The organism is Amycolatopsis sp. NPDC059657, from assembly GCF_042734395.1.
Classification (GTDB): domain Bacteria; phylum Actinomycetota; class Actinomycetes; order Mycobacteriales; family Pseudonocardiaceae; genus Amycolatopsis.
The window spans coordinates 88007-113051 of the sequence record NZ_JBHWEB010000006.1 but is presented as its reverse complement, the minus strand read 5'-3'; the positions used below and the strand labels follow the sequence as shown (position 1 = coordinate 113051).

Sequence of the window (25045 nt, the reverse complement as noted above, 5' to 3'; positions counted from 1 at the left end):
CCCTTCACGACAGTGTGACGGCTATTGTTTGACGCTGCCCGCGCTCAGTCCCGACTGCCAGAACCGTTGCATGAGCAGGAAAGCGATGACGAGCGGAACGATCGTGAGCAGCGAGCCGGTGAGCACCAGATGGAAGATCGGCCGGGCGCCGGCGCCGTTCGCCTGCGCGCTCCACTGGTTCAGCCCGACGGTGAGCGGATACCATTTCGGCTCGCTGAGCATGATCAGCGGCAGGAAGTAGTTGTTCCAAGTGGACACCATGGTGAACAGCGCGACCGTGACCACACCGGGCACCAGCTGGCGCAGGGTCACCGTGAGGAAGATGCGGATCTCCCCCGCGCCGTCGATCCTGGCCGCCTCGAGGAGTTCGTCCGGGATGGCGTCGGCGGCGTACACCCAGATCAGGTACAGGCCGAACGGGCTGATCAGCGACGGGATGATGATGGCCAGCGGTGTGTTGGTCAGCCCGAGCTTGCTGAACAGCAGGAACGTCGGGACCGCGAGCGCCGTCCCCGGAACGGCCACCGCGCCCAGCACGACCGCGAAAACCGCCCTGCGGCCGGGAAAACGGTACTTGGCGAGCCCGTAGCCCGCCGCGGTCGCGAGCAGCGTCGCGCCACCCGCGCCGACCACGACGTAGAGCAGCGTGTTGCCCAGCCAGCGCAGGAAGATCCCGTTGTCGTAGGTGAACGTCTCGCCGATGTTGTCGAACAGGGCGAACGAACCGCCGAACGACAGGCCAGAGCTGGAGAACAAGGCGGACTGGGTCTTGGTCGCGTTGATCACCAGCCACACCAGCGGCACCAGCGTGTAGATCAGGTACAGCGCCATCACCGCGGTGAGAGTGCGGGACTTTCGGGACTTTCGCACGGTCACATCCCCTTCCTGGCGCCGCGCAGCTGGACGGCATAGGCGATGACCGCGGTGATCACGCCCATCACGATCGCGACCGTGGCGGAGTAGTTGAACTGCTGCCCGCCGAAGGAGAGGTTGTAGGCGTACATGTTCGGTGTGTAGTACGTGCCGATCACGTTCGGCTCCAGCGTGCGCATGATGTTCGGCTCGTTGAACAGCTGGAAGCTGCCGATGATCGAGAAGATGGTGGCGATCACGATCGCGCCCCGCAGCGCGGGAAGCTTGATGCTCATGATGGTGCGGAACGCGCCCGCGCCGTCGATCGCTGCCGCCTCGAACAGCTCCTTGGGGATCACCTTCAGCGCCGAATAGAAGATCAGCATGTTGTAGCCGACGAACTCCCAGGTGACCACGTTGCCGATCGAGGCGAGCATCCAGTTGTCCGACAACGGTTTCACCACGTCGCGGCCGAGCAGGTGGTTCAGGTCCGCGGCGAGCCCGAAGTGGTCGCCGTAGATGAAGCCCCACATCAGCGCGGCGACGACGGCGGGCACGGCATACGGCAGGAAGATCACGATGCGGAAGAACCCGGCGGCGTGCAGCCGGGCGCTGTCGATCGCCAGCGCGGCGATCAGCGCGAGCACCAGCATGATCGGCACCTGGACCACGAGGAACCGCAGCACCCGCAGGAACGACTCCCAGAACTTCGGGTCGGCGAGCACCTGCGTGTAGTTGTCCACGCCGACGAACGTCGTGCCGCCGAAGAACGCCTGGTCACGGAAGAGGCTCAGGCCGACCGCGTATCCGATCGGCGCCAGGAAGGTCAGCGCGAAGACCAGCACGAACGGGGCGACGAAGATCCAGCCGCGCCACTGGCGACGGCGGCGCACAGGCTTCGCCCGGCTCGACCGAGCCTTGACGAGCGGTGCCGCTGTGGACGTCATCGTCCCTCCGGGGTTCCAACTGAATGTTTACGTTAACATTTGCGGGCCGACGGTAACGTGTTCACGTAAACATGTCCAGGACGATCGAGGAGCTCCCCTGTGAAACGGCAGACCAGGTCGCCGTCGATGGCCGACGTGGCCAAGGAGGCCGGCGTGTCCGGCCAGACCGTCTCCAGGGTCGCCAACGGCAAGACGAACGTCGACGACGTCACCCGCGAACGCGTCCTCGCCGCCATGCGCCGCGTCGGCTACCGCCCGAACGGCGCCGCGCGCGCACTGCGCAACGGCCGGTTCCGCAGCATCGGCGTGATCATCTCGGCGCTCTCGACCTTCGGCAACAGCCGCACCCTCGACGCCGTCGCCTCGGCGGCAGCGGCGGAAGGCTTCTCGATCGTCCTCATGCCGGTCGCCAAGCCATCACAGGGCGAGGTCGCGGGCGCCTTCAGCCGCCTCAACGAGCAAACGGTCGACGGCGTCATCATCCTCATCGAGCAGCACCAGCTCGACGAGAGCGAAATCGAGCTGCCCCAAGGACTTCCGGTCGTCGTCATCGACGCGGGCGGCCGCCGCGACCTCCCCGTGGTCGACTTCGACCAGGCCGAGGGAGCCGCGTCAGCCACCCGCCACCTGCTCGACCTCGGCCACCGCACGGTCTGGCACATCGCTGGCCCGCCCGAGTCCTACGCCGCCGAGCGCAGGCACGATTCCTGGCAGGCGACGCTGAAACAAGCCGGTCGCGAAGTGCCCCCGGCGCTCACCGGAGACTGGTCACCGGGGTCGGGCTACGACCACGGCCTGCGCCTCGCCGCCGACCTCTCGGTCACCGCCGTTTTCGCGGCCAACGACCAGATGGCACTCGGCCTGCTGCGCGCACTCCACGAGCACGGCCGGTCCGTACCCGGCGACGTGAGCGTCGTCGGCTTCGACGACATGGCCGAATCGGCCCACTTCTGGCCACCGCTGACCACGGTCCGCCAATCCTTCGACGAAGTCGGCAAGCGCACCGTCACGGCGCTGCTCGCCGAGATCTCCACCAGCCCGGCCAAACCGGTGGCGATCACCGTCCCCACCGAACTCGTGGTCCGGTCAAGCACCGGCCCGGCCCCAGCCCCAACCGCGTGAACGCCACTTTCACAACGTTGAGCGTTGCGGAAGTGGCGTTCACGTCGCACGAGCTGGGGGCAGGTCAGCCGAAGAAGCCGACGATCCGGGCGATCTTGTTGTCCGAGGTGAACTCCACGAAGTCGATGCCGGGCAGTTCCCGGCCGTAGTCCACGCCGTCGACGACCATGGGGGTGGGCGTCGTCATCACCCAGCTGAACCTGCCGACGTTGTGGTGGGTGTCCAGGTCGCTGGTGGGGCGCAGCGTGAAGCCGGGGTACTGGTGCGCCGTGCCGAGGATGAGCTGGACCATGCCCTCGACGCCCACGATGGTGTCGGTCACCGTGTCGGTGTAGGTGCTTTCGTCGGTCCAGCATCGGGCGAAGGCCGCCGTGATGGTCTCGGCGTCAGTTCCGCTCCATGCCGCCGCGTAGTCGGCGATCGCCTGCTGACGTTCCACGTCCACTCCTGACTAGTCCAGTCTTGAATATGCCTGAACCGTAAGCCGCGATTGGCACCCTAGTCAAGACTGGACTAGGGTGCTGCCCATGTCGGTCGGCGGCTACCTCGTACTGGGCCTGCTGCTGGACGGTCCCGCCTCGGGCTACGAACTCGGCGCGCGGGCGTCCAGGGCGGTGGCCTACTTCTGGCCGATCACGCGGTCGCACATCTATGCCGAACTGCCCAAGCTGGTCGACCGCGGACACGCCACGGTGGAGCACGTCGTCCAGGAAGCGGTGCCGGACAAGCGGGTCTACACCGCGACCGACGCCGGCCTGCACGCTTTCCGCGGCTGGCTGGACGGCTTCGACACGGTGACCGAACACGCGCGCCAGCCGTTGCAGATCCAGCTGCATTTCGCCCAGCACACCAGTTCCGAGCACCTGCTCGGTCAGCTCGACCGCTGGGAAACGGAACTGCGCCACACTCTCGTGGTGTGCCGCGACCTCCTGGCCGAGTATGCCGACCACGCCGGCCGCGGCCTGACCGCGCAGTTCGCGATCAATCGCGCCGAGGCCGATCTCGCGTGGATCGCCGAGGCGCGCGCGACTCTCGCCTGACCTCGTCTCTCGATACCACCCTCGCCGAAACATGCCCCTAGGCTGTCTGAAGTTTTCGGTGCGGGTCTCCTCCAAGACCTCGGGCTTCCGGCACGACTCGATCCCCGCCGGTATCGCGGCGATCCGGCAATTGGGCGCTGCCAACAACTTCGCGGTCGACGCGAAGGCACCGGCTATGAGATCGGCAGATGCGGGTAGTCCGGCGAGCGGTGCTGGAACGACAGGATCGCCGGGTTCCGGATGACCCCTTCGCGGATCTCGACGGCCCGCCTGATCGTCTCGTGCGAGTCCCACTCGCCGGTCATGACCCGGCGCAGGTAGGGAAGCAGCGCCTCGCTGATCTCCCAGGTCGCGGAGTCCCACAGATAGGACGGGCTGTGGTCGACGCCGTAGTAGCGCACGTTGTCGCCGACGAAGAACGTCGGCTCGGTGAACGTCGTCGGCCGTGCCCAGCTGAACCCCATGCCCTCGTCGCAGGACACGTCGACGATCAGGCTGCCCGGCTTGAACGCGGCGAGGTCGTCTTCGATCAGGAAGGTCAGCGGCGACTCGGTGTCCTGCAGCACGCAGTTGACGACGATGTCGTGCTCGGCGAGGAACTCGGCCAGCGGCAACCGGCCGTGATCCGAAGAGGCGTGACTGCGGCGCGGATCCTCGTTGTCGTGATCGAAGTGCACCATCCGTGCCGAGTGGATCGGTGAGCTGACGGCCGTGACACCGCGGTTGGTCAAGATGTGGACGTCATGCACGCCGTGCGCGCTCAACGCGGTCACCGCGCCGCGCGCGGTCGCCCCGAACCCGATCACGGCCGCACGCAGGCGCCTGCCGTACACCCCGGTCGATCCCGCGAGCTGCAAGGCGTGCAGAACCGACGAATAGCCGGCGAGTTCGTTGTTCTTGTGGAAAACATGCAGATTGAACGAGCCGTCGGAGGTCCAGTGGTTCATCGCCTCGAACGCGATCAAGCTGAGTTTGCGATCGATGGCGAGCTGGGTCAGTTTCTCGTCCTGCACGCAATGCGGCCAGCCCCACAGGATCTGCCCGTCCCTGAGCTCGGCGAGGTCTTCGGCGAGCGGCTTGGGCAGCACGATGATGTCGTTCTCGGCGATGAGCTCTTCACGTGTACGCAGACCGGCGACCTGGGTCGCCAGCTGTTCATCGGACACACCGAAGCGTTCGCCGTAACCGTATTCGAGGAAAATGGTCTTGCGCAGCGACGCGTCGATCCGCTCGAAATGCCGAGGGTGAATCGGCAGCCGGAATTCATTTTCCTTGCGAGAGCGCGAAAATATGCCGAGGCTGAGCTGATTCACAGTTGTCCTTCGCCCGGATCGCGAGAACCGGCATGGGGGATAGACGAGGACGACACAAGCCCGATTGCTCGCATACGAGATGCTCTCGACTCCCCCAGTCTACCCTGCGGCCAGTGCGGGCGAACCGGCTCCGGTTGTGAGAACGTATCCGAATGCGCGTATCGGTGATTTGGCGCACGACACGGTTCCGGGTCGCGGTCGCCGCCGCGGTGTCCTCCCTGATCGCGCTCGGCGCGGTCGGGACGTGGTTCGTCGTGCAGGCACAAGACAGGCTTGAGACGACCGCGGGCCAGATCGCCGAGCAGCAACTCGTTCAGATGCACCAGGCGATGCAATCCGATATCCCGCTCGCCGACTTGAGTAAGCGGCTACTGGGCATCATCTTCGAAGTCACCGATCGGCAGGGAAACCGGCTGGCGAATTGCCCGACCCTCAAGCCAGGGCATCCACTGAGACCGCCGGGCCCGATCAAGGAGTACACCGATTTCGTCATCACGTTCGACCAGAACGGGCTGGACCGGAATTCCCGGGCCGACTACAGCTGTCTGCACGGCTTCGGGCAGCTGGACGACTCGGGAAAGGTCTCGCTGCACCTCTTCGCGCGATTCGCCGTCGGCAAGCCCTACATCCTCTACACGGCGGCGGCTGTCGACCCGTATGGACAGGCCGCCGTGGACACGGCGAGAATGGGCCTGCTGATCGGCGTTCCGCTGGTGGCGCTGCTGATCGGGGCGATCGCCTGGCTGGCGGTGCGGCGGTCGCTGCGCCCGGTCGAGGCGATCCGCTCGGAGGTCGCCGCCATCAGCGCACACGACCTCGGCCGCCGGGTGCCGGTGCCCGGCAGCGCGGACGAGCTCAGCAGGCTCGCCGAGACCATGAACACCATGCTGACCAGGCTGGACACCGCGGTGACCAGGCAGGGCAGGTTCACCGCCGACGCCTCACACGAACTGCGCACCCCGCTCGCCTCGATGCGCAACCAGGTCGAAGTGCTGCTCACCTATCCGGATGAGATCGACTGGCGGCGGTCGTCGGAGAACGTGCTGCTGGACATCGCGCGCATGGAGGACCTGGTCACCGACCTCCTCCTGCTGAGCAAGCTCGACGGAGCGAATACCGCGCCGCTGGTCCCCGTCTCACTGGCCGAAATCGTCGACGCCTGTCTCAACGGCCGGGTGCCACGCGGAGGCGTCGTGATCACCTCCGCCGTCGACGGCGAACCCGTGGTCGCCGGCAACCGAACGCGGCTCACCCGGCTGCTCCGCAACCTCGTCGACAACGCCGAGCGCCATGCCGCACACCGGGTTCGCGTCACCGTGTCCTCTTCGGACACCGAGTGCGTGCTGACCGTCGCCGACGACGGTCCCGGCATCCCCGACGAGGACCGCGAACGCGTCTTCGACCGCTTCGTGCGCCTCGACGACGGCCGCGACCGTGACGACGGTGGCTCAGGACTCGGCCTCGCCATCGTCGCCGAGATAGCCCACGCCCACGGTGGCACCGTCACCGCGGACGGCGCCGTACTGACCGTCCGCCTGCCGAGCGCTGCTAGTCCGTGACGTCGGTCCCGCGGCTCACTTTCTCCCAGTTGCTCAGGTCCGTGGCGATCGCTTCGTGGTGAGCGCGAATGGCGTCGACGGCGTCGGCGCCGAGTGCCAGCCGCAACGGCCGGTTCGGGCAGCCGACCGCCCGCAGGATGGCGGCGGCTGCCTTCGCCGGGTCACCTGGCTGGGTGCCGTCCATGTTCTCGATCGCTTCGCGGCTGTCCGACGTGGACTCCGCGTAGGCGTCGATCGTGCGGGACCGCTGCACCCGGGCGCCGAACTCCGTGCGGAACGCCCCCGGCTCGACGATCAGCACGCGCACGCCGAAAGGCGCGACCTCCGCGGCGAGTGCCTCCGACAGGCCCTCCAAGGCGAACTTCGCCGCGCTGTAGGCGCCGAAGCCGGGCATCGACACCTGCCCGCCCGTCGAGCTGATCTGCACGATCGTCCCGCTCCCCTGCGCGCGCAGGTGCGGCAGCGCGGCCTTGGTCAGCTCGGCCGCACCGAAGAACATGACCTCCATGACCGTCCGCAGCTCGGCCATGGTGAACTCCTCGACCGCGCCGACCGAGCCGTATCCCGCGTTGTTGACGACGACGTCGATACGCCCGAACGTCTCGATCGCGGTCTTCACCGCGGCCGCCACCTGCGCGGCGTCGGTGACGTCGAGCGCCGCCGTCCGGACCCGGTCGCCGCCCCGCCCCTCGAGGTCAGCCAGCGTTTCCGGGCGCCGGGCGGTGGCCAGCACGCTGTCGCCTGCGGCCAGCGCGGCCAGCGCGATCTCCCTGCCGAAACCGGCCGAGCAGCCGGTGATGAGCCACACGCGGCCCTCGGTGTTCGCCATGAGCGCTTCCTCCCGGTTCGTCTCCGGCCTCCATCCTGGCGATCTGGCGCTGTCGGTCGCACCTTCAATCCGGCCCTATGCGGCGCGGTCAACGCCCCGTTCGCGACGGTGAGCGTTGTGAACGCCTCTTTCACAACGTTCGGGCCGGGCAGTAGCTTTCACTCACGATCGAGGGGAGCTGACGCCAGTGGCACGTCTGCATGTCGGTTGCGCGATGTGGACCCACAAAGCGTGGCCAGGACGTTTCCTGCCGCAGTCGTTGCCGGCCAAGGAGCGCCTGCGGGCTTACGCGGGCTGGTGCAACGCGGTCGAGGGCAACACCACCTTCTACGCGACCCCCGCCCGTGACACCGTCGAGGCTTGGGCGCAGCAGACCGGCCCCGGCTTCCGGTTCGTGCTCAAGCTGCCCAAGGTCGTCACGCACGAGCGCCGGTTCGCCGGTGTCGAGACCGAGATGCGGGCGTTCCTGGACGCGATCGAACCACTCGGCGACCGCGCGGTCCTGTGGACCCAGTTGCCCGGCTCGTTCGGCCCTTCGGACGTCGACGCGCTCGGCCGCTTCCTGCGCAGGCTCCCCGCCGACCGCCGTCGCGCCGTAGAGGTGCGCCACCCCGCGTTCTTCACCGACGCCGGCTCGACGTCGGTGCTGGAGTCCGCGCTCGCCGAAGCGAACGCCGAGTGGGTGCCGTTCGACACCACCGTCTTCTTCCAGAGCCCGCCGACCAGCGAGGCCGAGCAGGACGCCTGGGCCAAGAAACCGCGGCTGCCCCGGCGGACGCGAGCACTGACCGACCAGCCGATCGTCCGCTACCTGGGCCGCGACTCGGCCGAGGAGACGGTCGAAGGGTGGCAGCCATGGGCCGAGGTGGTCGCGGGCTGGCTGCGCGAGGGCCGGTCGCCGACGGTTTTCCTGCACACTCCCGACAACGACGACGCGCCGGCACTCGCCCGCCGGTTCCACGACGACGTGCGAACGCTGATGCCCGGCATCGAGGCGCTGCCCGAGCCGGAGCCGGTTGAGCCCGCGACCCTGTTCTGAACGACCAAGATCGGCCAGAGGAAGGGAAATGACCATGAGCAGGACGCCGCTGCGGCTCTACATGTCCATGTCGGTCGACGGCTACATCGCCGGGCCGGACGACCGGCCGGGCCAGGAACTCGGCCGCGACGGCGGGCGGCTGTTCAACTGGCTCGACGACCGGATGGCCGAGGGCGTCAACGGGCAGGTGTACGCCGAGGCAGGCGCGACCGGCGCCGTGATCTCCGGACGCCGCACGTTCGAACTGGCCGGTCGCTGGAACGGCGACCACCACGACGGCGTGCCGATCCACGTGCTCACCCACACCATCGACCCGGCCGACGAACCACCTGGCAGCGCGAAGTTCTACACCGACGTCACCGCGTGCGCCGAAGACGCACGGGAAGCGGCGGGAGATCGAGCCGTGCTGGTCCACGGCGCGGGTGCGGCGCAGGCGTTGCTGGCAGCGGGCCAGCTCGACGAACTCGAACTGCACCTCGTCCCCGTGCTGCTCGGTGACGGACGGCGGCTGTTCGAGCCGACCGGACTCGGCCACGTCGAACTGGAGCTCGTCCGCAGGCTCGAAGGCCGCGACGTCACCCATTTGCGTTACCGCATAGTCACGACCTCTTAGTCCCGTGTGGACAGTCGGCCGTCGAAGCCGAGTGGCATCGGGACCGGGCCGATCGCCATCGTCGGCATGACCGCCCGCGGCAGGTCGATCCGGTAGGTGGTGCACAGCAGGCGGCACAGCAGCACCAGCTGGCACAGGCCGAGCCCGGCGCCGACGCAGGCGGTCGGCGCCCAGCCGAACGGCACGTAGTGCCGGCCGCCCGCCGGGCCGTGTGGCGCGCCGGGCAGCCAGCGGTCGGGGTCGAACACCTCCGGGTCACGCCAGTGCCTCGGGTCCTGGTGGACCATCGCGGGGCTGAGCACGAAGTGCTGGCCGACCGCGAGATCGTTCCCCGCCACGCGCATGGGGGTGCGGACGCTGCGGGTCAGCATCGTCGGGGAGGTCCAGCGGCGCAGCACCTCCTTCACGAACCGGTGCGCCACCGGTGCGCACCGGGTACCGGACCGGTACAGCTCGGCGGGACTCACCGAAGCGAACTCGGCGGCAAGGCGGTCCGCCCAATCCGGGCGGTTGACCAGCTCGTACATCACGCAGCCCGCGGCCGCGCCAGGCGGGCCGGCGATCGCGGTGAGCACGGCGGTGACGGCGTCGACCGCGCGGTCCATGCCGAGCTCGTCAAGGAGGTCGGTGGCGATCGGCTGGGTGAGATCCGCGCGTGCCGCGCCGGTGTCACGGGCACGGCGGCGTAGTTCGCGGCGGACCACCAGCCCGGCCTTGACCTGGATCGACACGGGTCGCCACGACCGCCACCACGGCGGGTCCTCAGCGGCCTCGCCCAGCAGCCTGGCGAGTTTCGCGATCGCGTCCTCGCTGATCTTCGCGCTGTCCGATGGGGACAGTCCGCCGAGCACGATCGGGAGCAGGGAACGGAAACTGACCTCATGCGCGAGCCAGGGCAGGTTCACCGGCGAACCAGTCCGCGCGCGCAGCACCGAGTCCATCCTGGCGTCCAGCGCGGCCAAGCCCGCTTCATCCGAGAGGGTGCGCAGCTGGGCCATCCAGGCCGATCGCACGCGCTTCCAGGAAACCGGTGTGCTCGGACGGCGCAGCAGCAGGTCACGCAGGCGGTCTGGCAGCGTGAGGTCGGCGAAATTGTCGGCGTTGGCCTGCGCGGCAGCGTCGGCGTCGAACACCATGAGCTGCCGCTCGGTCTGCCAGAACACCCCGCCCGCGGCCGCGCTCGGCCCGCGCAGGTCGCGCAGCACATCCGTGTCCATCGATACTCCGGTCGCCGGGGCCGGGAGCCCGCCGGCTGCGGCAGGCTCCCAGCCGGTCGGTCAGATGTGGTGGTAGTAGTACCAGCGGTAGTGCCGGTCGGACTTGCGGATGTTCAGCGCGGACAGCGTGGCGCGGAAGATCTTCGACAAGGTGCTCACCTCCCCTCGGCCAGTGAAACCGGGTCCAGCCGCAGGTGGAACCGCGGGGGCGCGAGCGCCGCGGAGACCTGGGGCCGGGATGAAGTGGCGGCGACGCCGAGCCGGTAGGCCGAGGTGATCAGCCCGACGAGCGTCTCGGTCACCTGCGTCGCGACACCGGCGCCGGTGCAGGCGTGCGGACCCCAGCCGAACGGGATGAACGCCTCCTGCCCCGCGCCCGAAGCCCACCGGTCCGGGCGGAACTCGTCCGGTTCGCTCCAGTGCGCGGGATCCCGGTGCACGAGGTAGCTGCACACGACGACCTCGTCGGCGGGCTTCGCGGTGAGCGCGGCGAGCTGATGCTCCCGGCTGGGAGTCCGGCCGAACTGCCATGCCACGGGCCACAGCCGCAGTGCTTCGCGCACCACCCACGCGGGGTGTGCCTGCTCGGGTGCCGCCGTGCCGACGAGGTAGAGCGACCAGCCGAGCAGGAAACCGACCGAGCCGGCGACCGCGAACAGGCACGAGAGGAACACCTCGGCGAGGTCGGCGTCCCGGGTGCGCCCGGTCGCCGCGTGCGCGACAACGTCCAGCAGGTCGGCAGGCTCCCCCGTGGGCCGCGCTCGCCGGAGGGCGATCTCCGCGCACAGGACGCGCCGCACGCGGGCGCGGAACCGGTGGCGGGCGAGCCGGGAGTAGCGGTCGCGCGCCCCGGCCAGCACCGCCCGTTCGACGACCTGGTCCACCGTCTCGCGCAGTGCCGCCGGCGGGGCGTCCCCGATCAGCGCCGGGCGGAAGTGTTCATACACAAGGCGGTTTCCCGCGTCCGGCCAGTCACTGCCCGGCGCCAGCCCGGCGACGCGCGCGGGGAGTTCGTCCGCGTGGTCTTGGCTGTATCGGCGCAGCAGCACCCGTGCGGCCCGTCCGATTTCGACCTGCGTGGACCGCGGTCCGAACATTCCCGTCCTGATACGGAAGAAATCGGAATGGTCGCGGAAAAGGCCTTCGTTGTTCGCCAATATCTCTTTCGCGAGTGCCGGATCGGAAACATAGATCTCGCCTCGCCCCTTGGTGAACACCGAACCGTGATCGCCGCGAAGTTTTCTGAGTGCGTCGAGCGGATCAGCATCCGGACCGAGCGCCGTCATACGCACTCTCCTCGAAGACCCTGCGGGGAAAGAAAATAGACGCTCAGCTAACCTCCGCCGCGCGGAGACTGTCAATACCCGGTAAAGGTGGCGGCCGAATGGCCGCCGAACACTTTCCTGCTTTCAGTTGCGGTCATTCTCGGCCGAACGGCCTCACTTCGGTCGGCGCCCGAGTAATACGTATCGGATCTCGGGCCGGTGACAGACCGCGACCGAAAGCTCACGTCAGCGATGTTGACCGGTGGGGCAGGATGGCTCACCGGGGGGCTGGGGCGACTGGAGGGATTCCCATGCGCAAGATCCTGCTCATTCCACTGGTGGTGTCCTCGCTGCTGCTCGGCCTGTCGGGACCGGCGACGGCCGCGACCAAGGTGATCGTGCTTCCCGGCGCGACCTCGGCCGAGGGCATCACGGACGCCGGGGACGGCACGTTCTATACCGGCGACCTGATCGCGGGCACGATCTTCCGCGAGAACCTCAGGCGAGGCACCGCGGAGCGGTTCATCGAAGTACCGCCCCGCACCGGCGCGGCGGGCCTGGACCTCGACCGGCGCCACGACCTGCTGTTCGTCGCAGGCGGCAACGGGGGCAAGGCATACGTCTACAACACCCGCACCAAGGCGAAGGTCGCGGACTTCACCTTCGGCGACCCGCAGACGTCGTACGTCAACGACGTGGCGGTGACCCCGTACGGGGCCTGGTTCACCGACTCGTACCACCCGCAGCTGTTCTTCGTGCCCGTCGTGGCGGGCGCGCTCGGAGCGCCGCGCACGCTTCGGCTGAGCGGCCCCGGGGCAGGCGGCTCCCCCGGCGCCTTCTTCATGAACGACATCATCGCCACGCCGTCCGGGGACACCTTGCTGGTGGCCGCCACCACGCCGGGCAAGGTGTACACGATCAACCCGATCACCGGGGCCAGCAAGGAGATCGCGGGGGTCAACGCGCCGAGTGTGGTCAGTCTCGTGCTCGAAGGCAGGCGGCTCTGGGCGGTGCAGCTCGACGACACGATCAGCCGATGGCGCCTGGACGGCGACCTGAGTCACGGCGTCGCGGCGGGCACGATCAAGGACGACCTGTTCGATCAGCCGGTCTCGGCGGCCAAGGTCGGCGGCAAGCTCGCCGTAGTCAACTCGCACATCTTCAGCGGCTACCCGCCGACCAGCCCGACCTACGAAGTCCTCATGGTCGGCGCGTGACCGAGACACGCTGAGTCACCTGGATGGCGACGAGCATCGCCAGCCCGATCGCGATGATCGTCGCCGGAATGGTGAGCGGCGAAAGCACACCGACCGTCAGGCCGATCATGGCAGGCAGGACGGTGTTGCCCGCCGTCCCGGCGGTGAGCAGGATCGAGCCTGCCGTGTGCGACGTGGGCAGCGTGTTCGCCATCCACACGAACGTGGTCGGGAAGATCGGGCCGATCGCGAAGCCGGTGATCGCGAACCCGGCCGGGCCCAAACCGGGCAGCATGGTCAAGCCAAGGCCGCACATGCTCAGCACCACGCAGATCGTGACCAGCGGCTTGGGGCTCAGGCGCAGGCCGGCGAGCGGCATGACAATCCGGCCCGCTGTCAGTCCTGCCCAGTAGAGCGCCGTGAAAGCGGCGGCCTGGGCCTCGGGGTGACCGCTGGCCACCAGGTACGAAGACGCCCACGCTCCGGTACCGGTTTCCACTCCGGCATAAGAGAAGAACACCGCCGCGAACCCGACGATGATGGGTAGGTGCTTGCGGATCGACCCGTCCGCCACAGCCTGCCGGGATTCGATGAGCTGACCGGCATTACGGGCCACCAGTGCCGGCAGGCAGGCGACGGCGGCACTCGCGAACACGATGCCGAGCCCGGTGGTCTGCGCGGCGCCTGCCGCCAGGGGACCGATGATCGCGCCGATCCCGAATATCGCGTTGAGCAGGTTCAACACGAGTACGTCGTGCTTACCGAATCCCTTGGAGAACGCGGTGTTCAGGAACAGGACCAGGCCGCCGAAGCCCGCTCCGGCGACTCCGGCCGCCGCGAGGTAGAGAAACCACCCCGAGGCCAGGCCCAGGCCTGCCGAGCCGAGCGCGAACGCCGTGAGGCTTACCGTGATGGCCCAGGTCGGATTCACGCGCCGGCCCGCGATTCCGCACACGAGCACGGTGACCATCGACCCGGCGCTGTAGACACTCACCGGCAGCCCGGAGGCGGCCACCCCGATCTCGAAGCGGTGCGCGGTGAACGGGGCCGCGGCGCCGAGCAAGGCCGTGACCAGGCCCATCAGGAACATCGACACCGCCGCGCCCGCGAGCGCGAGGCGCATCCGGCCACGTGGGGGTCCGATCAGGCCGGCTGTGATGACGCACCTCCGAGCAGACGCTGGATCTGTGGATGCAACCCCGGAACGGCGGCGCAGACCGTGAAGTTCGCCTTGGCCGCGACGTCGAGTGGCGAGTAGCTGATCGGCTCCCCGAAGAAGCCCGTGTAGGGGATGCCGGCTTCCTCCAGGATCACGTGCGGCGCGACGCTGTCCCAGATCCGGGTCGTCCGGTTGAGTGAAGCGCCGTAGGCACCGGTCGCCAGCTGCATCAGATCGAAGACGCTGTTGCCCATGCGCAGGCCCCGGCAGCGGGTCGCCAGCTCCGCCGCGAACTCGAAGTCCTGGCGAGCCAGTTCGCTTTCGCCGTCGATCCCATAGGCGATCAGGGACGCGCTGAGGTCCGAGGCGGTGGGTGGCCGCAGTCTCTGCCCGTTCCGGAACGCGCCCGCGCCGCGTTCGGCGAGGTAGACCTCACCGAACGCGGGCAGCGCGACGCCGCCCGCCACCGGCACGCCGTCGACGAGCAGGCCAGCCATGATCCCGAACAGCGGGCTACCCGCCGCGTAGTTGCTCGTGCCGTCGATGGGATCGAGCACCCAGGTCGCGCGGGCGTTCATGCCGTGAAAACCGGTTTCCTCGCCGAGGATGTCGTGCTCGGGGTAGGCGGCGCGGATGCGCGCGGTCAGGAATTCCTCGATCTCGTGGTCGGCCTCGGTCACCACCTGATTCGGTTCGCCGGGCTTGGTCACCGCGCCGCCGCCTCCGGGAGGCAGCCGCTCGGCCGCCTCCCGGAGCACAGAGTCGAGGAACGCCAGCCGGGTCATGACGGACCGAACCGCTTCACGTAGTCGTCGACGATAGGGCGTTCGGGCCCGAGAATGTCGGACGGCAGCCTGTCCAGGTCGAAGAACTCGTAGCCGGAGATCTCCACGCCGTCGACCCGAACGGAGGTGCCGGCAACGGCGGCCGTGAACGCGGCGGTGACGTTGTGCACCTCGTCGCCGTGCGGATAGCGGTAGTAGTACTCGGGCCCGGAATAGACGCCGAACAGCTCCAGCGAATCCAGCACGATCCCGGTTTCCTCGCGCACCTCGCGCCTGCCCGCGTCCTCGAAGGATTCGCCGGGGTCCATGAAACCGCCCGGCAGGCCCCAGTCACCGGTCTCGGATCGGGTGAGCAGCAGCAACCTGTTCCGCTCGTCGGTGACGAGCACCGACGTGCCGGGCAGAATGAGTGGCCGGGTCCCGACCTGTTTGCGTAGCTCGGCGATGTAGCTCATCGGGGTACCGTCGCTCCTTTGCCGTCCTGTGCGGCAACACGCGCGATTTCCGGGGCGTGCCCGTGGATACGCTCGATCGCCGCACAGATCGTATCGACTTGTGAAGGCGCCATGTGTGAATACAACGGGAGCGTGATGGCTTGTGCGGACACCAGTTCCGTACGAGGCAGCGGCGTCGTCGCGAACGCGCGATAAGCGGTCTGCCCGTGCAATGGCGGATCGAAGTAGCGACGGGTCGGTATGTTCTCCTCGCGCAAGGCACGCACGAGCGCGTCCCGGCTCGTGCCGAATTCATCGGCTCGGACCCTGAAGGCGAAGTCTTTGTACGTACTCACCGCACCGGCCGGGATGCGCTGGAACCGCAGGCCGGGAATTTCGCTCAGCCGTGCGAGATACCGCGCCGCCGCTGCCCGGCGCGCGTCGAGCCAGCCTGGCAGCCGCTCGAGATTCCGGCGGCCGAGCAGTGCGTTCCACTCGGTCATCCGCCCGTTGAGGCCGGCGAACAGGCTGTCGTACGTGCCGGGATTGCCGTACTCGCGCGCGACCCGCAGTTCCGCCGCCAGCGCGTCGTCGTTCGTCGCCACCAAACCGCCTTCGCCGGAGACGAGGGTCTTGGTGGGGCTGAGGCTGAACACCTCGGCGAGGCCGCGGCAGCCCACTTTCCGGCCGTCGGGATACACCGCGCCGAAGCCGTGAGCCGCGTCGAACACGAGCGGGATCCCCGCTCGCCGGGTGACTTTTTCCAGCGCGTCCGCATCCGCCGGAGCGCCGAAGACATGCGTGGCGAGTACCGCGCCGGTCCGTGCCGTCAGCACGGCCTCGGCCGCGGCCGGGTCGAGATTCGCGGTGTCGACATCGATCTCGGCGAACACCGGGGTCAGGCCGTTCCACAGCGCGGCATGTCCGGACGCCATGAAAGTGAAGGAAGGCAATACGACTTCACCGGAAATGCCGAGTGAACGCAGGACCAGCATCAGGCCCGTAGTGCAGCTGCTGAGCGCGACAACGTGAGCGACACCGAGAAACTCCGCGGCGCGGTCCTCGAAAGCGGCGACCCGGGAGCTGTTGGTCAGCAGTCCGCACTCCAGGATTTCGCGGAGTTCCGCGAAAAGCTCGTCGTCGACCTGCAAGGTAGGGCGAATCAGCGGGATCGGAGTGTCGAAGAGTGCGGAGCCGCCGAGAAGCGCGGGTTTGCCGAGTGACATCTCGTATCCTTTCGAGGACAAGGCGCTGGTCAACTCGCCAACCTGGTCACGGTGGCGAGCAGGTCGCGCAGAATGAGGAAGTCGCTGTACCGCTTGTCGGCGAAGTCCCGGAATTCGCCTGCCCGGAGCGCGTCCCTGAGCTCGCGGACCCCATCGACCAGCCGGCGGCTCGGCCGATGGCCCAGCAGGCGTTCGGTGCGGGCGAACCCGACGCGGTAGTCGCGAGAATCCGTTGCCCCGTCGAGGATGTCGAGTTCGACATCGCCGACCTCGCGCTGGATGACGCGGCCGACTTCGGCGAGCGGGTAGTTCTCGGCGTCGGATCCGCAGTTGTAGATCTCGGCGGCACGGGCGGGCGCGGCCGCCAGCGCGACGGCGGCCGCGGTGGCGGCGTCACTCACATGCAGGAACGGGCGCCACTGTGTGCCGCCGTGGACCGTGATCCTCCTGTCCAGCACCGCTTTCGCGGTCATGATGTTGACCGCGAGGTCGAACCGCATCCGCGGCGACAGGCCGTAGACGGTGGCGAAGCGCAGGATACCGGGCAGAAGCCGCCCCCCGCGCCGGGAAAGCAGGTAGTGCTCGGCACGAACCTTCGACTCCGCGTACACCGATTGCGGGCTCAGCGGCGAGAACACGTCCGCGATCTCACCGCGCGAAACACCGTAGTTGCTGCACGTCGACGCGAACACGAGCCTGCGGACGCCCGCACGCGCGCACGCCTCGGCCACCCGGATGGTCCCGAGGTAGTTGGTGTCCCAGGTCAGGTCGTGGTCGAGTGCGCAGGCCGGATCACCGACGATGGCCGCGAGGTGCACCACGCCCGCAGCGCCGCGGAGCACCTGCTCCCAGTCATCGGGCTCGCGGACATCGCCTTGGACGTACTGGGTTTCCGCCGTGCTCGGCGGCCGTTCCCTGACCAGCTCGTTGTCCACCACGACGACCTCGTGCCCGCCGGCCGCCAATTGCCCGGCCAGTACCGAACCGATATACCCCAAGCCGCCGGTGACGACTATTTTGGACATGAATGATCCCCCCTGGGAATGCGTGGTGAACAATGTCGATCGGTGACAGGGGCGGGTTGCCTTGCGGCTGCGGAATCCCCCACCTCGAAAGTAGCCACCCGGTGACTCGTGGTGCAACCCCGCTTTCGCGATGGGCATTTTCAAAGATGGTTACACGGCCAATGACAGCTTCTCCGGCCCTCTATATAGCTGACGTCGACGGCGAACCAAGTTGCCATAAGCGCAGGTTGGCAATGCCGATACAATTCAATCGCCGAAATATCTTGAAACGATCATGATACCTTCACGCGCCCATCCGAGCCGCTCACGAGCACTGGACCCAACACCTCTCAGCAGGCCGCCTCGAAGCGGTCGCGTAGGTCGGCGAGGCGGTGCGCCGGCTCGTTCGCGAACACGAACCGGAGGTAGTGATCCCCGCTGGGTCCCCAGCCGTGCATGGGGGTGGCCGCCACTTTGCCCAGTCTCAGCAGCCGCTCGGAAAGCTCGGCCGGGGTGGTGCCGAGTGGCGTGGTGTCGAGCAGCAGTGACCAGCCACCGTGCGGCCGCACGACCGGGTAGCCCGCCAGTTGCCGGACGACTGTTTCGGCGCGGCGGCGCCATTCCGCCGTGGCCGCCGCGATGTCGGCGCCGGCGTCCGGTGCGGTGAGCGCCGCGGCCACGGCCCGCTGGGCCAGGCCGACCTGGCAGACCACATTGGTCAAGCCCACCAAGCGGATGTCGGCCATGATGTCGGCGGGGCCGACCACCCAGCCCACCCGCCAGCCGATCATGCGGAGCTCTTTGGACGCCGAGCCGACGGTGATCACCTTGCCCGCCAGGCCTTCGTGTGCGGCCGGATGGTCCGGCACACTGCCGTCGAAGCGGATGCGTTCCATGGCCGCGTCGTAGATGAGCCAGGCGCCGTGCCGCTCGCAGGCCGGAGCCAGCGCGGACCAATGCCGATGATCGAGCAGCAGGCCCGTCGGCATGGACGGGCTCATCATGAGCACCGCCGCGGTGGCGGGCCCGACGGCCGCCGCCAGGCGATCCGGGTCCACGCCCCAGCCGGCATCCCCATCAGGCTCGGCGGGAACGAAGCGTGGGACGCCGCCCGCGAGCCGGATGCGGTTGACCAGTCCCGCGTAGGCCGGGTCGGTGAGCACGACCTCCTGGCCGGGTTCCACTGTGGCCAGCAAGGTGTTCAGCACGCCGTTGAGCCCGCCTGCCACGCTCACGCACTCGGCGCCGGGATCGTAGGTGCGCCCGGCGATCCGGCCGACATGCGCGGCGGCGGCTTCCCGGAGGCCGCTGTGCCCTTGAAACGGGAGGTAGCTGTTCGCGGCGTCGTCGTCGATGGCGGCGCGGGTGGCGATGAGCGCCGCCGGTGGCGGGCGGAGGTCGGTGTCGAGGTTCTCCATCCGGAGCACGTCGGGGTCGGCGAGCGCGTCGGCGGCGTCGCCGATGATATCCACCCCAATGCCGGGAATGTGCCGTAAGCGGCTCACGGTCATCGAAAGCTCCTCCTTTTTGTCTGCCCTTCGGTCCGCGACGAGCGGCCGGTTTTCTCAGTAGCCTAAATGCTGTTTCAATCGAAGGGAGCGATTGTGGGAAGACGTTTTCTGTCCAGGGTAGCGACGGCGATCGGAGGTTTGGCACTGGTGGCCAGCACGGCGGCGCCCGCGTCGGCATCGGCGCTGTGCTGCATATTCTCGGACGATCCGTTCGCCGGATACGGCGTGTACCATGCGGCCGACGTACGGCAGGTGACCGCGACCTGGACGCAGCCCGCGGTCGATTGCGCCGGAGTACGCAGTGCGGTCGACTTCGAGGTGACCATCTACAACTACGCCACAACGAACCCTTACTTGTACGCCGGGGTCGGCACCGTCGCGGACTGTGCGTCCGGTCGTCCGGCCTACTCGGGTTGGTATGAGACCACCGGGTTCAGCAGCCGGGCCCGGTGGGCCGATCCGGTGGCACCCGGCGATGTTCTCCATGGCACCGTCGACTATCAGGGCGACAAGCTCTATCGATTCACGCTGGAGAACGTGACTCGCGGGTGGCGTAAGACCGCTCTGCTCGCCGGGCCGAACCAACCACAGGGCACCCAAGTGGGTGTCGAGCGCCCCAACGGCCGCTTCCCCAATTTCGGTTCGGTTCCGTTCACCAATGTGCTCCAGGACGGCCACCCGATAGGCGAATATGGTCCGGTGGCGGAGTCAGCCGCTTTCGGGATTGTCGATCCTCTTCAAGTCACTCCCGGCACACTGACGGAGAATAAGAACTTCAGTCCCACATTCGTGCACGCCTGACCCGATGACGGGTATGGCCCCGCCGCCGAGGCGGGGCCATACCCGTCATTTGACCGTGCGGATCACCACGTGTTGCGGCAAGTGGACAGCGAGACCGAGCCGTACCGACGCCCAGAGCAGGTACTGCCCACCGGTGCCCCTGCGCAGGCCGATCGCGGAGTCCATGGTGTCCATCAAGGTGAACGCCGCGCGGAAGTCGGCGAAGATCGCCTCGTCCGCGGCCAGCATCCTGGTGCGCGACACCCGGACACCGGCCTCGGTCAGCCGGGCGAGCTGCCCGAGGCGCACGAGTTCCCAATACACCCTGGGATGCGTCACGATGCCGTCGCACGAGCCGCCGGTTTCTTCGACGAGCGCACAGGTTTCGGCGGCCGCGCGGTCGATGCCGATCGGCTGCTCGATGCGACGCAGTGCCGGTAGCGCGCGAATTCCGGGCAGTACCCCGTCGTAACTCCCGTTGAGCAGCGCGTCGTTCTCCTGCGTGCACAAGCGGACGACCAGTCTGTGGTCGATCACCGTCGCCAGCATCGCCGGGTGCGCGGTGAGCTCGGCCGGGATCGACAGTGACGCGGTGACCGTCGTGATCCCCGCGGTCGCGAGTGAGGTCGTGAAGCGCGCCTCCGGGGTCGAGTCGTACGACGTGCCCGAGGTGTCCGAACCGTGGTGTTCCTCGCGCAGGTAAGCCGCCGGGCCTGACACCTCGCGTGTCTTGAGCAGATGCCGCACCGTGTATCTCGGACGGGTCTTGGCCAGCGGAAAGGTCGCGGGAAGCGCGACGCGCAAAGGCACTTCCAGGTCCGTGCCCGAGTCCGTCAGCGCGGCGGCGAAGGTTTCGCCTGGCGAGAGGGTGGCGGTCATCGTGCTCCTCCCGGCAGCCCGGCGATGACCTTGCGCACGGCGCGCACCACGTCGGCGCAGTCGTCGAGGGTCAGGTTGGCGGACAGCGGGATGTCCACGGCCTGGTCCAGGTATGCCGCGGACCTGGGCAGCGCGCGCTTCGCCGCCGCCGGGTCGGGGAAGCAGAATCGCCAGTTCCAGAACGCACGGACATTGTGGTCGACAGGGTCGCCGATGTTGCGCGCCGAGATCCCCTCGGCACACAGGGCGCGCGCGAACCGTGCGCCCGCGGCGCGACCGGGGTCGAGTACGCGGAACATCAGCGACTCGCCGAGCAACGCGCCGGGCGCGACAGGGGTCCGCACCGCGATCCGGGACTCCCCCGCCAGCGCCTCGGCGACCGCCGCGTGGTTGCGCTGATGCCGGGCGACGCGTTCGTCCAGCCGGGTGAGCATCGAGTTGGCCAATGCCGCGCGGATCTCGTCCAGCCGCCAGCCGAAGATCGGGTAGTCGAGGTCGCAGACGTCGCTCGGCGGCGCGTCAGCGGCGTCGAAGTGGCGGCCCATCCTGCCCTCATAGGCTCCACAGTGGACTGTCGCACGCGCGAACAGCTCGGTGGCGTCGGTGACCAGGAACCCGCCCTCCCCCGTGTTGATCGACTTGTCCGACTGGGTGGAGAAGGCACCCGCCGCGCCGATCGTGCCGAGCAACCTGCCACGCAGCCGGGCGCCGAGTGCCGGCACCGCGTCCTCGACGACCGGGATGCCGAGCGGGTCGGTCAGCTCGCGCACCGCGTCGACATCACTGGCGAAGCCCCGCATGTGCACCACCACGACCGCGCCGACGTCCGGGGTCAGCTTGGCCGCCAGGTCCGCGATGTCCAGGTTGAGGTCGGCGTCGCACTCGACGAGCACCGGGTGGTGCCCGGCGAGCCGGATCGCGGACGGCGTCGCCGCGAAGGTGAACGCGGGACACAGCACCGCCGAGCCGGGCGGCAGGCCGAGACCCAGCAACGCGAGCGTGATCGCGGTGGTGCCGCTGGTGCAGCCGAGCGCGTGTTTCGTGCCGAAGTAGTCGCACAGCGCGGTCTCGAACCGGCCGACGTCGGTCTCGCCGAACGGCCGGTGGTCGTACCGGAAGTACAGCCGCCGCCGGATGGCGTCGATACCCGCTTGCTCGTCGGCGCCGCTGATGAAGACGTCGCCGCGGTCGTAGGTCGGCCAGACGGCCGTCCGCACGGGGACGCCCCCGTCGATCGCGAGTGTCTCCACCGCGGGAATCGAAGCGGCCAAAGGATCAATCGAGACCACGGTGGGAACCCCCATCGACGAGTAGCACTTCACCGGTGACGAAACCGGCCTGGTCACCGGCGAGGAACGCGGCCACGGCGCCGAAGTCGGCCGCGTCACCGAGCCTGCCGAGCGGGATGTCCGCGATGAACTCGGCGAGCCTGTTCTCCGGGTCGGCGCCGAGCTGGCGCTCCACCGCGGGTGTGCGGTGATATCCGGGCGCGAGGACGTTCACCGTGACCCCGGCCGAGCCGAGCTCCCGCACGAGCGACTTGGCGAAGCCGACCAGCCCCACTCGCACCACATTGGACAGTCCATAGCGGGGAATCGGCTGCTTCACGGTCTCCGAAGCGATCATCAGCAGCCTGCCCCTGCCCGCCGCGCGCAGGTGCGGCAGCGTCGCCAGCGCCAGCCCGATGTGCGGCAGCAGGCTGGTCTCCAGCGCGGCTCGGTAGTCCGCCAGCCCGAACGCGGTCACCGGCCCAGGTGGCGGGCCTGCGCCGTTCGTCACGACGACCTGCACCCCGCCTAGTTCGGCCACGGTCGCGTCGACCCAGGCAGCGACGGCGGACTCGTCGGTGACGTCGACCGCCGACGCCAGCACCCGGCCCGTACCCGCGGCGTCCACCGTCGCGGCGGCCGCCGCCAGCCGGTCCGGGTCGCGTCCGCACAACGCCACGTTCGCGCCTTCACGCGCCAACGCCACCGCGGTGCCGAGCCCGAGCCCGCTGGTGCCCGCGGCCACCAGCGCGGCCTTGCCCGCCAGTCCCAGGTCCATCACGGCACCGACGCCCGGCGGAGTGGATAGCCGTAGCGGCCCAGCAGCGGCGACGCGAGCGCGGTGGCCGTCGAACCGGCCCGCTTCGGCAGATCCCGGCGCCACCGGTCATCCCGGCGGACCTGGACCCGGCCGTGCGCGAACCGGTCGGGATTGCCGGTCACCGTGTGGTTCACGCCGAGCGTGGCCGTCCCGTCCGCGCTGATCGGGGGTTCGGCTCGCAGGCCGAGCAGCCGCAGGATGTCCTCGACACCGCCACGCGGGTCGCGGGCGAAGTCCTCATAGCGCAGCCGCGCCGAGGTCGCCGGGTTCCGCTGGCACACCAGCTCGGACGCCGCGTTGAAGCCTGTCCAGTACCAGGTGCTGCGTGCCGCGCTCATCGCGGGGATGTAGTCCTTGGGACGCAGCCAGGAGTTGGCGACCGCGCGAGGGTCACGGACCACGTGCAGGACACGGAGATCCACCTCGCCCGTGGCGGCGAGCAGTGCCGCTTCGGCGGGGAACTTCGAACTGTCCACAATGGTGTGCGCGCCGGACACCTCCGCTACAGCGGCGTACAACCGGGTCATCCGCGCCGCCAGTTCGCGCGAAGCAGGCGACTGACGCGGCCGCAGTCTGCGTGCGGTGTGCCGGGTGCGCACCAGCAGGTCCTGCGCGCTCGCCCAGAGCCGGGCCGTGGCGAGCAGGTCGGCGCCGCCTGTCAACCCGAGCACTTTACTCCACAAAGGACAATCGAGTACCGGTTCGGCGCAGCCGCAGACCGTGTTGGTGCCGGTGCCGATGACTCCGTTGCGCCACAGGTAATGCAGCTCCCCGACGTGGACGACGCCGTCGAGTTCGTTGAGCAGGTTGCCGATCATGGTGGTCCCGCTGCGGCACCAGCCCGTGACGTACAGCACCCGCGGCCCGGTCATGATCAGTGACCTGTCGGGGCCGGCTGGCCGCTGGTCGCCTGGGCGAGCAGGCCCTTGGCATAGAGGTGATCGAGAATGGCGGCGTCCACGATGTCGCCCTGAAGCCGCGCGGCGGCCTTGTCGACGCCCTCGGTTTCGTAGCCGCAGTTCACCCAGCGCGAAGCGACCTTCTCCGGCTCGTACCCCGAAGTGACCGAACCCAGGTCGTATCCTGGCTGGCCCGCGGAGTGGTAGCAGCTGAACAGGCTGCCGTCGGAGTTCACCACGGCGCCGGTCGTGCCGCCGACCTCCTCGCAGAACTGGCAGTCGACCACACGGGGCGCGCCCACGGTGAAACCCGCGTCGATCGCCTGCCGGTGCAGATCGGCGAGCCGGTGCCCGAGGCTGACCGAGTGCTGCACGGTCTTCTCATAGCCGAGGCCGACGTCATAGACGAGGCCGAAGGTCATCATGAACTTGTCAGGCTCGAGCCGATCGGCGAGACGTCCGACCAGGCCGTCGACGCTGGTGATCGAGTCGCCATTGAGGATGACGCGCAGGTGCCATTTCAGCGCGGTCTCCGACGAGGCCTTCTCGACGTTGCGCAGGATCTTCTCGAACGTTCCCCGGCCGCCGATCGTGATCCGCGACCGGTCGTGCTCGGCCTTGTCACCGTCGAGCGTGATCTGCACCCATTGCAGGCCCGCGTTCTCCAGCGCGACCGCGGCGGGCGCGGTGAGCAGCGTCCCGTTCGAGATCATCGCGGCTCCGGCGAGCCCGATGTCGCGGCACCCGTCCAGCAGTTTCACGCAGGAGTCGAGGTACATCGTCGGCTCACCGCCGAAGAGCATCAGGTTCACCGAGGTCTTGTCCAGCTCGGCCATCCGCTTGCGCGTGAACGCCATGATGTCGGCGACCTTGGTGTCATCGACGGTCGCGCCGGGAATCCGGAGCGGACCGCCCGCGCCCGGTGTCGGCAGTTCGGCGTTCTGGAAGCAGTACGAGCACGCGAGGTTGCAGCGTGTCGTCACCAGCACCGTCAGCCCGAACACATCGGAGGCCGGTGCCCTGTCGTGGTCCCGCGCCTCGAGTGACGCGGTCAGCTCGGGCGTCGGGCGCCCGTCCGCACCGAGCCGGTCCGCCGGCACGCGCGCGACGAAGTTCTTGCCGACCGCCCAGTACTGGGATTCTCCTTGGATCAAGCGCATATCAGGACCGCCAGCTTTCCTCGCGAAGTCTTGGTCGTACCCGTACCGGGCGAGGGAGGGACTTGACCCGCCTCCCCCGCCCGGCGCTGTGACCGGTCGGCTTCCTGGCGCCGACCGGCTCACCTTCA

25 protein-coding genes are annotated in these 25045 nt (G+C 68.6%); 7 read left to right on the top strand and 18 right to left on the bottom strand.

Annotated features, from left to right (window positions below; all coding sequences use genetic code 11):
* Positions 1-21: 21 nt before the first annotated feature.
* Together ACFV15_RS05475 and ACFV15_RS05470 are read right to left on the bottom strand one after the other, a co-directional pair.
* Complete coding sequence (locus ACFV15_RS05475) at positions 22-831, bottom strand: carbohydrate ABC transporter permease (RefSeq protein ID WP_378348960.1); 810 nt, start codon at positions 829-831, stop codon at positions 22-24.
* Between the two features lie 41 nt (positions 832-872).
* Positions 873-1799 (bottom strand): carbohydrate ABC transporter permease, encoded by a 927-nt coding sequence (locus ACFV15_RS05470; protein ID WP_378348917.1) that lies wholly within the window; start codon positions 1797-1799, stop codon positions 873-875.
* 126 nt (positions 1800-1925) lie between these two features.
* Here ACFV15_RS05470 and ACFV15_RS05465 point away from each other — a divergent pair, with 126 nt between their 5' ends.
* Positions 1926-2921 carry a LacI family DNA-binding transcriptional regulator gene (locus ACFV15_RS05465; protein WP_378348959.1) on the top strand — a complete coding sequence of 332 codons (996 nt, stop codon included), beginning with the start codon at positions 1926-1928 and terminating at the stop codon, positions 2919-2921.
* Between the two features lie 64 nt (positions 2922-2985).
* Here the strand turns inward: ACFV15_RS05465 and ACFV15_RS05460 are convergent, their stop codons facing one another.
* Entirely contained in the window at positions 2986-3360 is a 375-nt protein-coding gene (locus ACFV15_RS05460) for a hypothetical protein (RefSeq protein WP_378348916.1), read from the bottom strand.
* 88 nt (positions 3361-3448) lie between these two features.
* Between ACFV15_RS05460 and ACFV15_RS05455 the strand changes: the two genes are divergently transcribed.
* Complete coding sequence (locus ACFV15_RS05455; RefSeq protein ID WP_378348915.1) at positions 3449-3961, top strand: PadR family transcriptional regulator; 513 nt, start codon at positions 3449-3451, stop codon at positions 3959-3961.
* Positions 3962-4134: 173 nt separating this feature from the next.
* Here ACFV15_RS05455 and ACFV15_RS05450 read toward each other — a convergent pair whose 3' ends face one another.
* A complete protein-coding gene (locus tag ACFV15_RS05450) occupies positions 4135-5274 on the bottom strand; it encodes a N(5)-(carboxyethyl)ornithine synthase (protein WP_378348914.1) in 1140 nt (379 codons plus the stop codon).
* Positions 5275-5426: 152 nt separating this feature from the next.
* On the opposite strand from ACFV15_RS05450, the gene ACFV15_RS05445 reads away from it, so the two are divergent.
* On the top strand, positions 5427-6833 hold the full coding sequence (locus ACFV15_RS05445; RefSeq protein WP_378348913.1) for a sensor histidine kinase: 1407 nt from the start codon (positions 5427-5429) through the stop codon (positions 6831-6833).
* Here the strand turns inward: ACFV15_RS05445 and ACFV15_RS05440 are convergent.
* Positions 6823-7662 (bottom strand): oxidoreductase, encoded by an 840-nt coding sequence (locus tag ACFV15_RS05440; protein ID WP_378348912.1) that lies wholly within the window; start codon positions 7660-7662, stop codon positions 6823-6825. The genes ACFV15_RS05445 and ACFV15_RS05440 overlap by 11 nt on opposite strands.
* Before the next feature lie 214 nt (positions 7663-7876).
* Between ACFV15_RS05440 and ACFV15_RS05435 the strand changes: the two genes are divergently transcribed.
* Positions 7877-8701 (top strand): DUF72 domain-containing protein, encoded by an 825-nt coding sequence (locus tag ACFV15_RS05435; RefSeq protein ID WP_378348911.1) that lies wholly within the window; start codon positions 7877-7879, stop codon positions 8699-8701.
* A 34-nt stretch (positions 8702-8735) separates the two neighbouring features.
* On the top strand, positions 8736-9314 hold the full coding sequence (locus ACFV15_RS05430; protein WP_378348910.1) for a dihydrofolate reductase family protein: 579 nt from the start codon (positions 8736-8738) through the stop codon (positions 9312-9314).
* On the opposite strand, the gene ACFV15_RS05425 is transcribed toward ACFV15_RS05430, so the two are convergent.
* Together ACFV15_RS05425 and ACFV15_RS05420 are read right to left on the bottom strand one after the other, a co-directional pair.
* Positions 9311-10531, bottom strand: coding sequence for a cytochrome P450 (locus ACFV15_RS05425; RefSeq protein ID WP_378348909.1), 1221 nt, complete (start codon positions 10529-10531; stop codon positions 9311-9313). The genes ACFV15_RS05430 and ACFV15_RS05425 overlap by 4 nt on opposite strands.
* A 155-nt stretch (positions 10532-10686) precedes the next feature.
* Positions 10687-11817 (bottom strand): cytochrome P450, encoded by a 1131-nt coding sequence (locus ACFV15_RS05420; protein WP_378348908.1) that lies wholly within the window; start codon positions 11815-11817, stop codon positions 10687-10689.
* Between the two features lie 290 nt (positions 11818-12107).
* Here ACFV15_RS05420 and ACFV15_RS05415 point away from each other — a divergent pair, with 290 nt between their 5' ends.
* On the top strand, positions 12108-13013 hold the full coding sequence (locus ACFV15_RS05415) for a hypothetical protein (RefSeq protein ID WP_378348907.1): 906 nt from the start codon (positions 12108-12110) through the stop codon (positions 13011-13013).
* On the opposite strand, the gene ACFV15_RS05410 is transcribed toward ACFV15_RS05415, so the two are convergent.
* From ACFV15_RS05410 to ACFV15_RS05385, 6 genes are all read right to left on the bottom strand, one after another.
* Positions 12997-14115, bottom strand: a complete 1119-nt coding sequence (locus tag ACFV15_RS05410) for an MFS transporter (protein ID WP_378348906.1) — start codon at positions 14113-14115, stop codon at positions 12997-12999. The two genes, ACFV15_RS05415 and ACFV15_RS05410, sit on opposite strands and share 17 nt — an antisense overlap.
* Positions 14116-14135: 20 nt before the next feature.
* Entirely contained in the window at positions 14136-14936 is an 801-nt protein-coding gene (locus ACFV15_RS05405) for an inositol monophosphatase family protein (RefSeq protein WP_378348905.1), read from the bottom strand.
* A complete protein-coding gene (locus tag ACFV15_RS05400) occupies positions 14933-15391 on the bottom strand; it encodes an NUDIX hydrolase (protein ID WP_378348904.1) in 459 nt (152 codons plus the stop codon). The genes ACFV15_RS05405 and ACFV15_RS05400 overlap by 4 nt, the downstream gene beginning before the upstream one ends.
* The gene (locus tag ACFV15_RS05395; RefSeq protein ID WP_378348903.1) at positions 15388-16596 is read right to left on the bottom strand and encodes a DegT/DnrJ/EryC1/StrS family aminotransferase; all 1209 of its coding nucleotides are present in this window, start codon (positions 16594-16596) and stop codon (positions 15388-15390) included. The genes ACFV15_RS05400 and ACFV15_RS05395 overlap by 4 nt, the downstream gene beginning before the upstream one ends.
* 29 nt (positions 16597-16625) lie before the next feature.
* The gene (locus ACFV15_RS05390; protein WP_378348902.1) at positions 16626-17621 is read right to left on the bottom strand and encodes an NAD-dependent epimerase/dehydratase family protein; all 996 of its coding nucleotides are present in this window, start codon (positions 17619-17621) and stop codon (positions 16626-16628) included.
* Between the two features lie 329 nt (positions 17622-17950).
* Entirely contained in the window at positions 17951-19111 is a 1161-nt protein-coding gene (locus ACFV15_RS05385) for a pyridoxal phosphate-dependent aminotransferase (protein ID WP_378348901.1), read from the bottom strand.
* Between the two features lie 66 nt (positions 19112-19177).
* Here ACFV15_RS05385 and ACFV15_RS05380 point away from each other — a divergent pair, with 66 nt between their 5' ends.
* Positions 19178-19912: a G1 family glutamic endopeptidase gene (locus ACFV15_RS05380; protein ID WP_378348900.1), complete on the top strand. Its 735-nt coding sequence runs from the start codon at positions 19178-19180 to the stop codon at positions 19910-19912.
* Between the two features lie 45 nt (positions 19913-19957).
* Here the strand turns inward: ACFV15_RS05380 and ACFV15_RS05375 are convergent, their stop codons facing one another.
* The 5 genes from ACFV15_RS05375 to ACFV15_RS05355 are packed head-to-tail and all read right to left on the bottom strand — an operon-like array spanning position 19958 to position 24917.
* The gene (locus ACFV15_RS05375; RefSeq protein ID WP_378348899.1) at positions 19958-20770 is read right to left on the bottom strand and encodes a family 3 encapsulin nanocompartment shell protein; all 813 of its coding nucleotides are present in this window, start codon (positions 20768-20770) and stop codon (positions 19958-19960) included.
* Entirely contained in the window at positions 20767-22020 is a 1254-nt protein-coding gene (locus tag ACFV15_RS05370; RefSeq protein WP_378348898.1) for a DegT/DnrJ/EryC1/StrS family aminotransferase, read from the bottom strand. Before ACFV15_RS05370 ends, ACFV15_RS05375 begins: the two co-directional genes overlap by 4 nt.
* Before the next feature lie 25 nt (positions 22021-22045).
* On the bottom strand, positions 22046-22816 hold the full coding sequence (locus ACFV15_RS05365) for an SDR family oxidoreductase (RefSeq protein WP_378348897.1): 771 nt from the start codon (positions 22814-22816) through the stop codon (positions 22046-22048).
* Positions 22816-23730, bottom strand: coding sequence for a sulfotransferase (locus tag ACFV15_RS05360; RefSeq protein WP_378348896.1), 915 nt, complete (start codon positions 23728-23730; stop codon positions 22816-22818). Before ACFV15_RS05360 ends, ACFV15_RS05365 begins: the two co-directional genes overlap by 1 nt.
* A gap of 2 nt (positions 23731-23732) precedes the next feature.
* The gene (locus ACFV15_RS05355) at positions 23733-24917 is read right to left on the bottom strand and encodes a radical SAM protein (RefSeq protein ID WP_378348895.1); all 1185 of its coding nucleotides are present in this window, start codon (positions 24915-24917) and stop codon (positions 23733-23735) included.
* Positions 24918-25045: the final 128 nt, after the last annotated feature.

Coding starts and splice junctions, on each gene's coding strand:
- ACFV15_RS05470 (WP_378348917.1), bottom strand. CDS start 1,799: ATGACGTCCACAGCGGCACCGCTCGTCAAGGCTCGGTCGAGCCGGGCG.
- ACFV15_RS05395 (WP_378348903.1), bottom strand. CDS start 16,596: ATGTCACTCGGCAAACCCGCGCTTCTCGGCGGCTCCGCACTCTTCGAC.
- ACFV15_RS05430 (WP_378348910.1), top strand. CDS start 8,736: ATGAGCAGGACGCCGCTGCGGCTCTACATGTCCATGTCGGTCGACGGC.
- ACFV15_RS05455 (WP_378348915.1), top strand. CDS start 3,449: ATGTCGGTCGGCGGCTACCTCGTACTGGGCCTGCTGCTGGACGGTCCC.
- ACFV15_RS05380 (WP_378348900.1), top strand. CDS start 19,178: ATGCTGTTTCAATCGAAGGGAGCGATTGTGGGAAGACGTTTTCTGTCC.
- ACFV15_RS05440 (WP_378348912.1), bottom strand. CDS start 7,662: ATGGCGAACACCGAGGGCCGCGTGTGGCTCATCACCGGCTGCTCGGCC.
- ACFV15_RS05465 (WP_378348959.1), top strand. CDS start 1,926: ATGGCCGACGTGGCCAAGGAGGCCGGCGTGTCCGGCCAGACCGTCTCC.
- ACFV15_RS05475 (WP_378348960.1), bottom strand. CDS start 831: ATGGCGCTGTACCTGATCTACACGCTGGTGCCGCTGGTGTGGCTGGTG.
- ACFV15_RS05400 (WP_378348904.1), bottom strand. CDS start 15,391: ATGAGCTACATCGCCGAGCTACGCAAACAGGTCGGGACCCGGCCACTC.
- ACFV15_RS05360 (WP_378348896.1), bottom strand. CDS start 23,730: ATGACCGGGCCGCGGGTGCTGTACGTCACGGGCTGGTGCCGCAGCGGG.
- ACFV15_RS05435 (WP_378348911.1), top strand. CDS start 7,877: ATGTGGACCCACAAAGCGTGGCCAGGACGTTTCCTGCCGCAGTCGTTG.
- ACFV15_RS05390 (WP_378348902.1), bottom strand. CDS start 17,621: ATGTCCAAAATAGTCGTCACCGGCGGCTTGGGGTATATCGGTTCGGTA.
- ACFV15_RS05425 (WP_378348909.1), bottom strand. CDS start 10,531: ATGGACACGGATGTGCTGCGCGACCTGCGCGGGCCGAGCGCGGCCGCG.
- ACFV15_RS05415 (WP_378348907.1), top strand. CDS start 12,108: ATGCGCAAGATCCTGCTCATTCCACTGGTGGTGTCCTCGCTGCTGCTC.
- ACFV15_RS05410 (WP_378348906.1), bottom strand. CDS start 14,115: ATGCGCCTCGCGCTCGCGGGCGCGGCGGTGTCGATGTTCCTGATGGGC.
- ACFV15_RS05365 (WP_378348897.1), bottom strand. CDS start 22,816: ATGGACCTGGGACTGGCGGGCAAGGCCGCGCTGGTGGCCGCGGGCACC.
- ACFV15_RS05445 (WP_378348913.1), top strand. CDS start 5,427: ATGCGCGTATCGGTGATTTGGCGCACGACACGGTTCCGGGTCGCGGTC.
- ACFV15_RS05355 (WP_378348895.1), bottom strand. CDS start 24,917: ATGCGCTTGATCCAAGGAGAATCCCAGTACTGGGCGGTCGGCAAGAAC.
- ACFV15_RS05385 (WP_378348901.1), bottom strand. CDS start 19,111: ATGACCGTGAGCCGCTTACGGCACATTCCCGGCATTGGGGTGGATATC.
- ACFV15_RS05420 (WP_378348908.1), bottom strand. CDS start 11,817: ATGACGGCGCTCGGTCCGGATGCTGATCCGCTCGACGCACTCAGAAAA.
- ACFV15_RS05375 (WP_378348899.1), bottom strand. CDS start 20,770: ATGACCGCCACCCTCTCGCCAGGCGAAACCTTCGCCGCCGCGCTGACG.
- ACFV15_RS05405 (WP_378348905.1), bottom strand. CDS start 14,936: ATGACCCGGCTGGCGTTCCTCGACTCTGTGCTCCGGGAGGCGGCCGAG.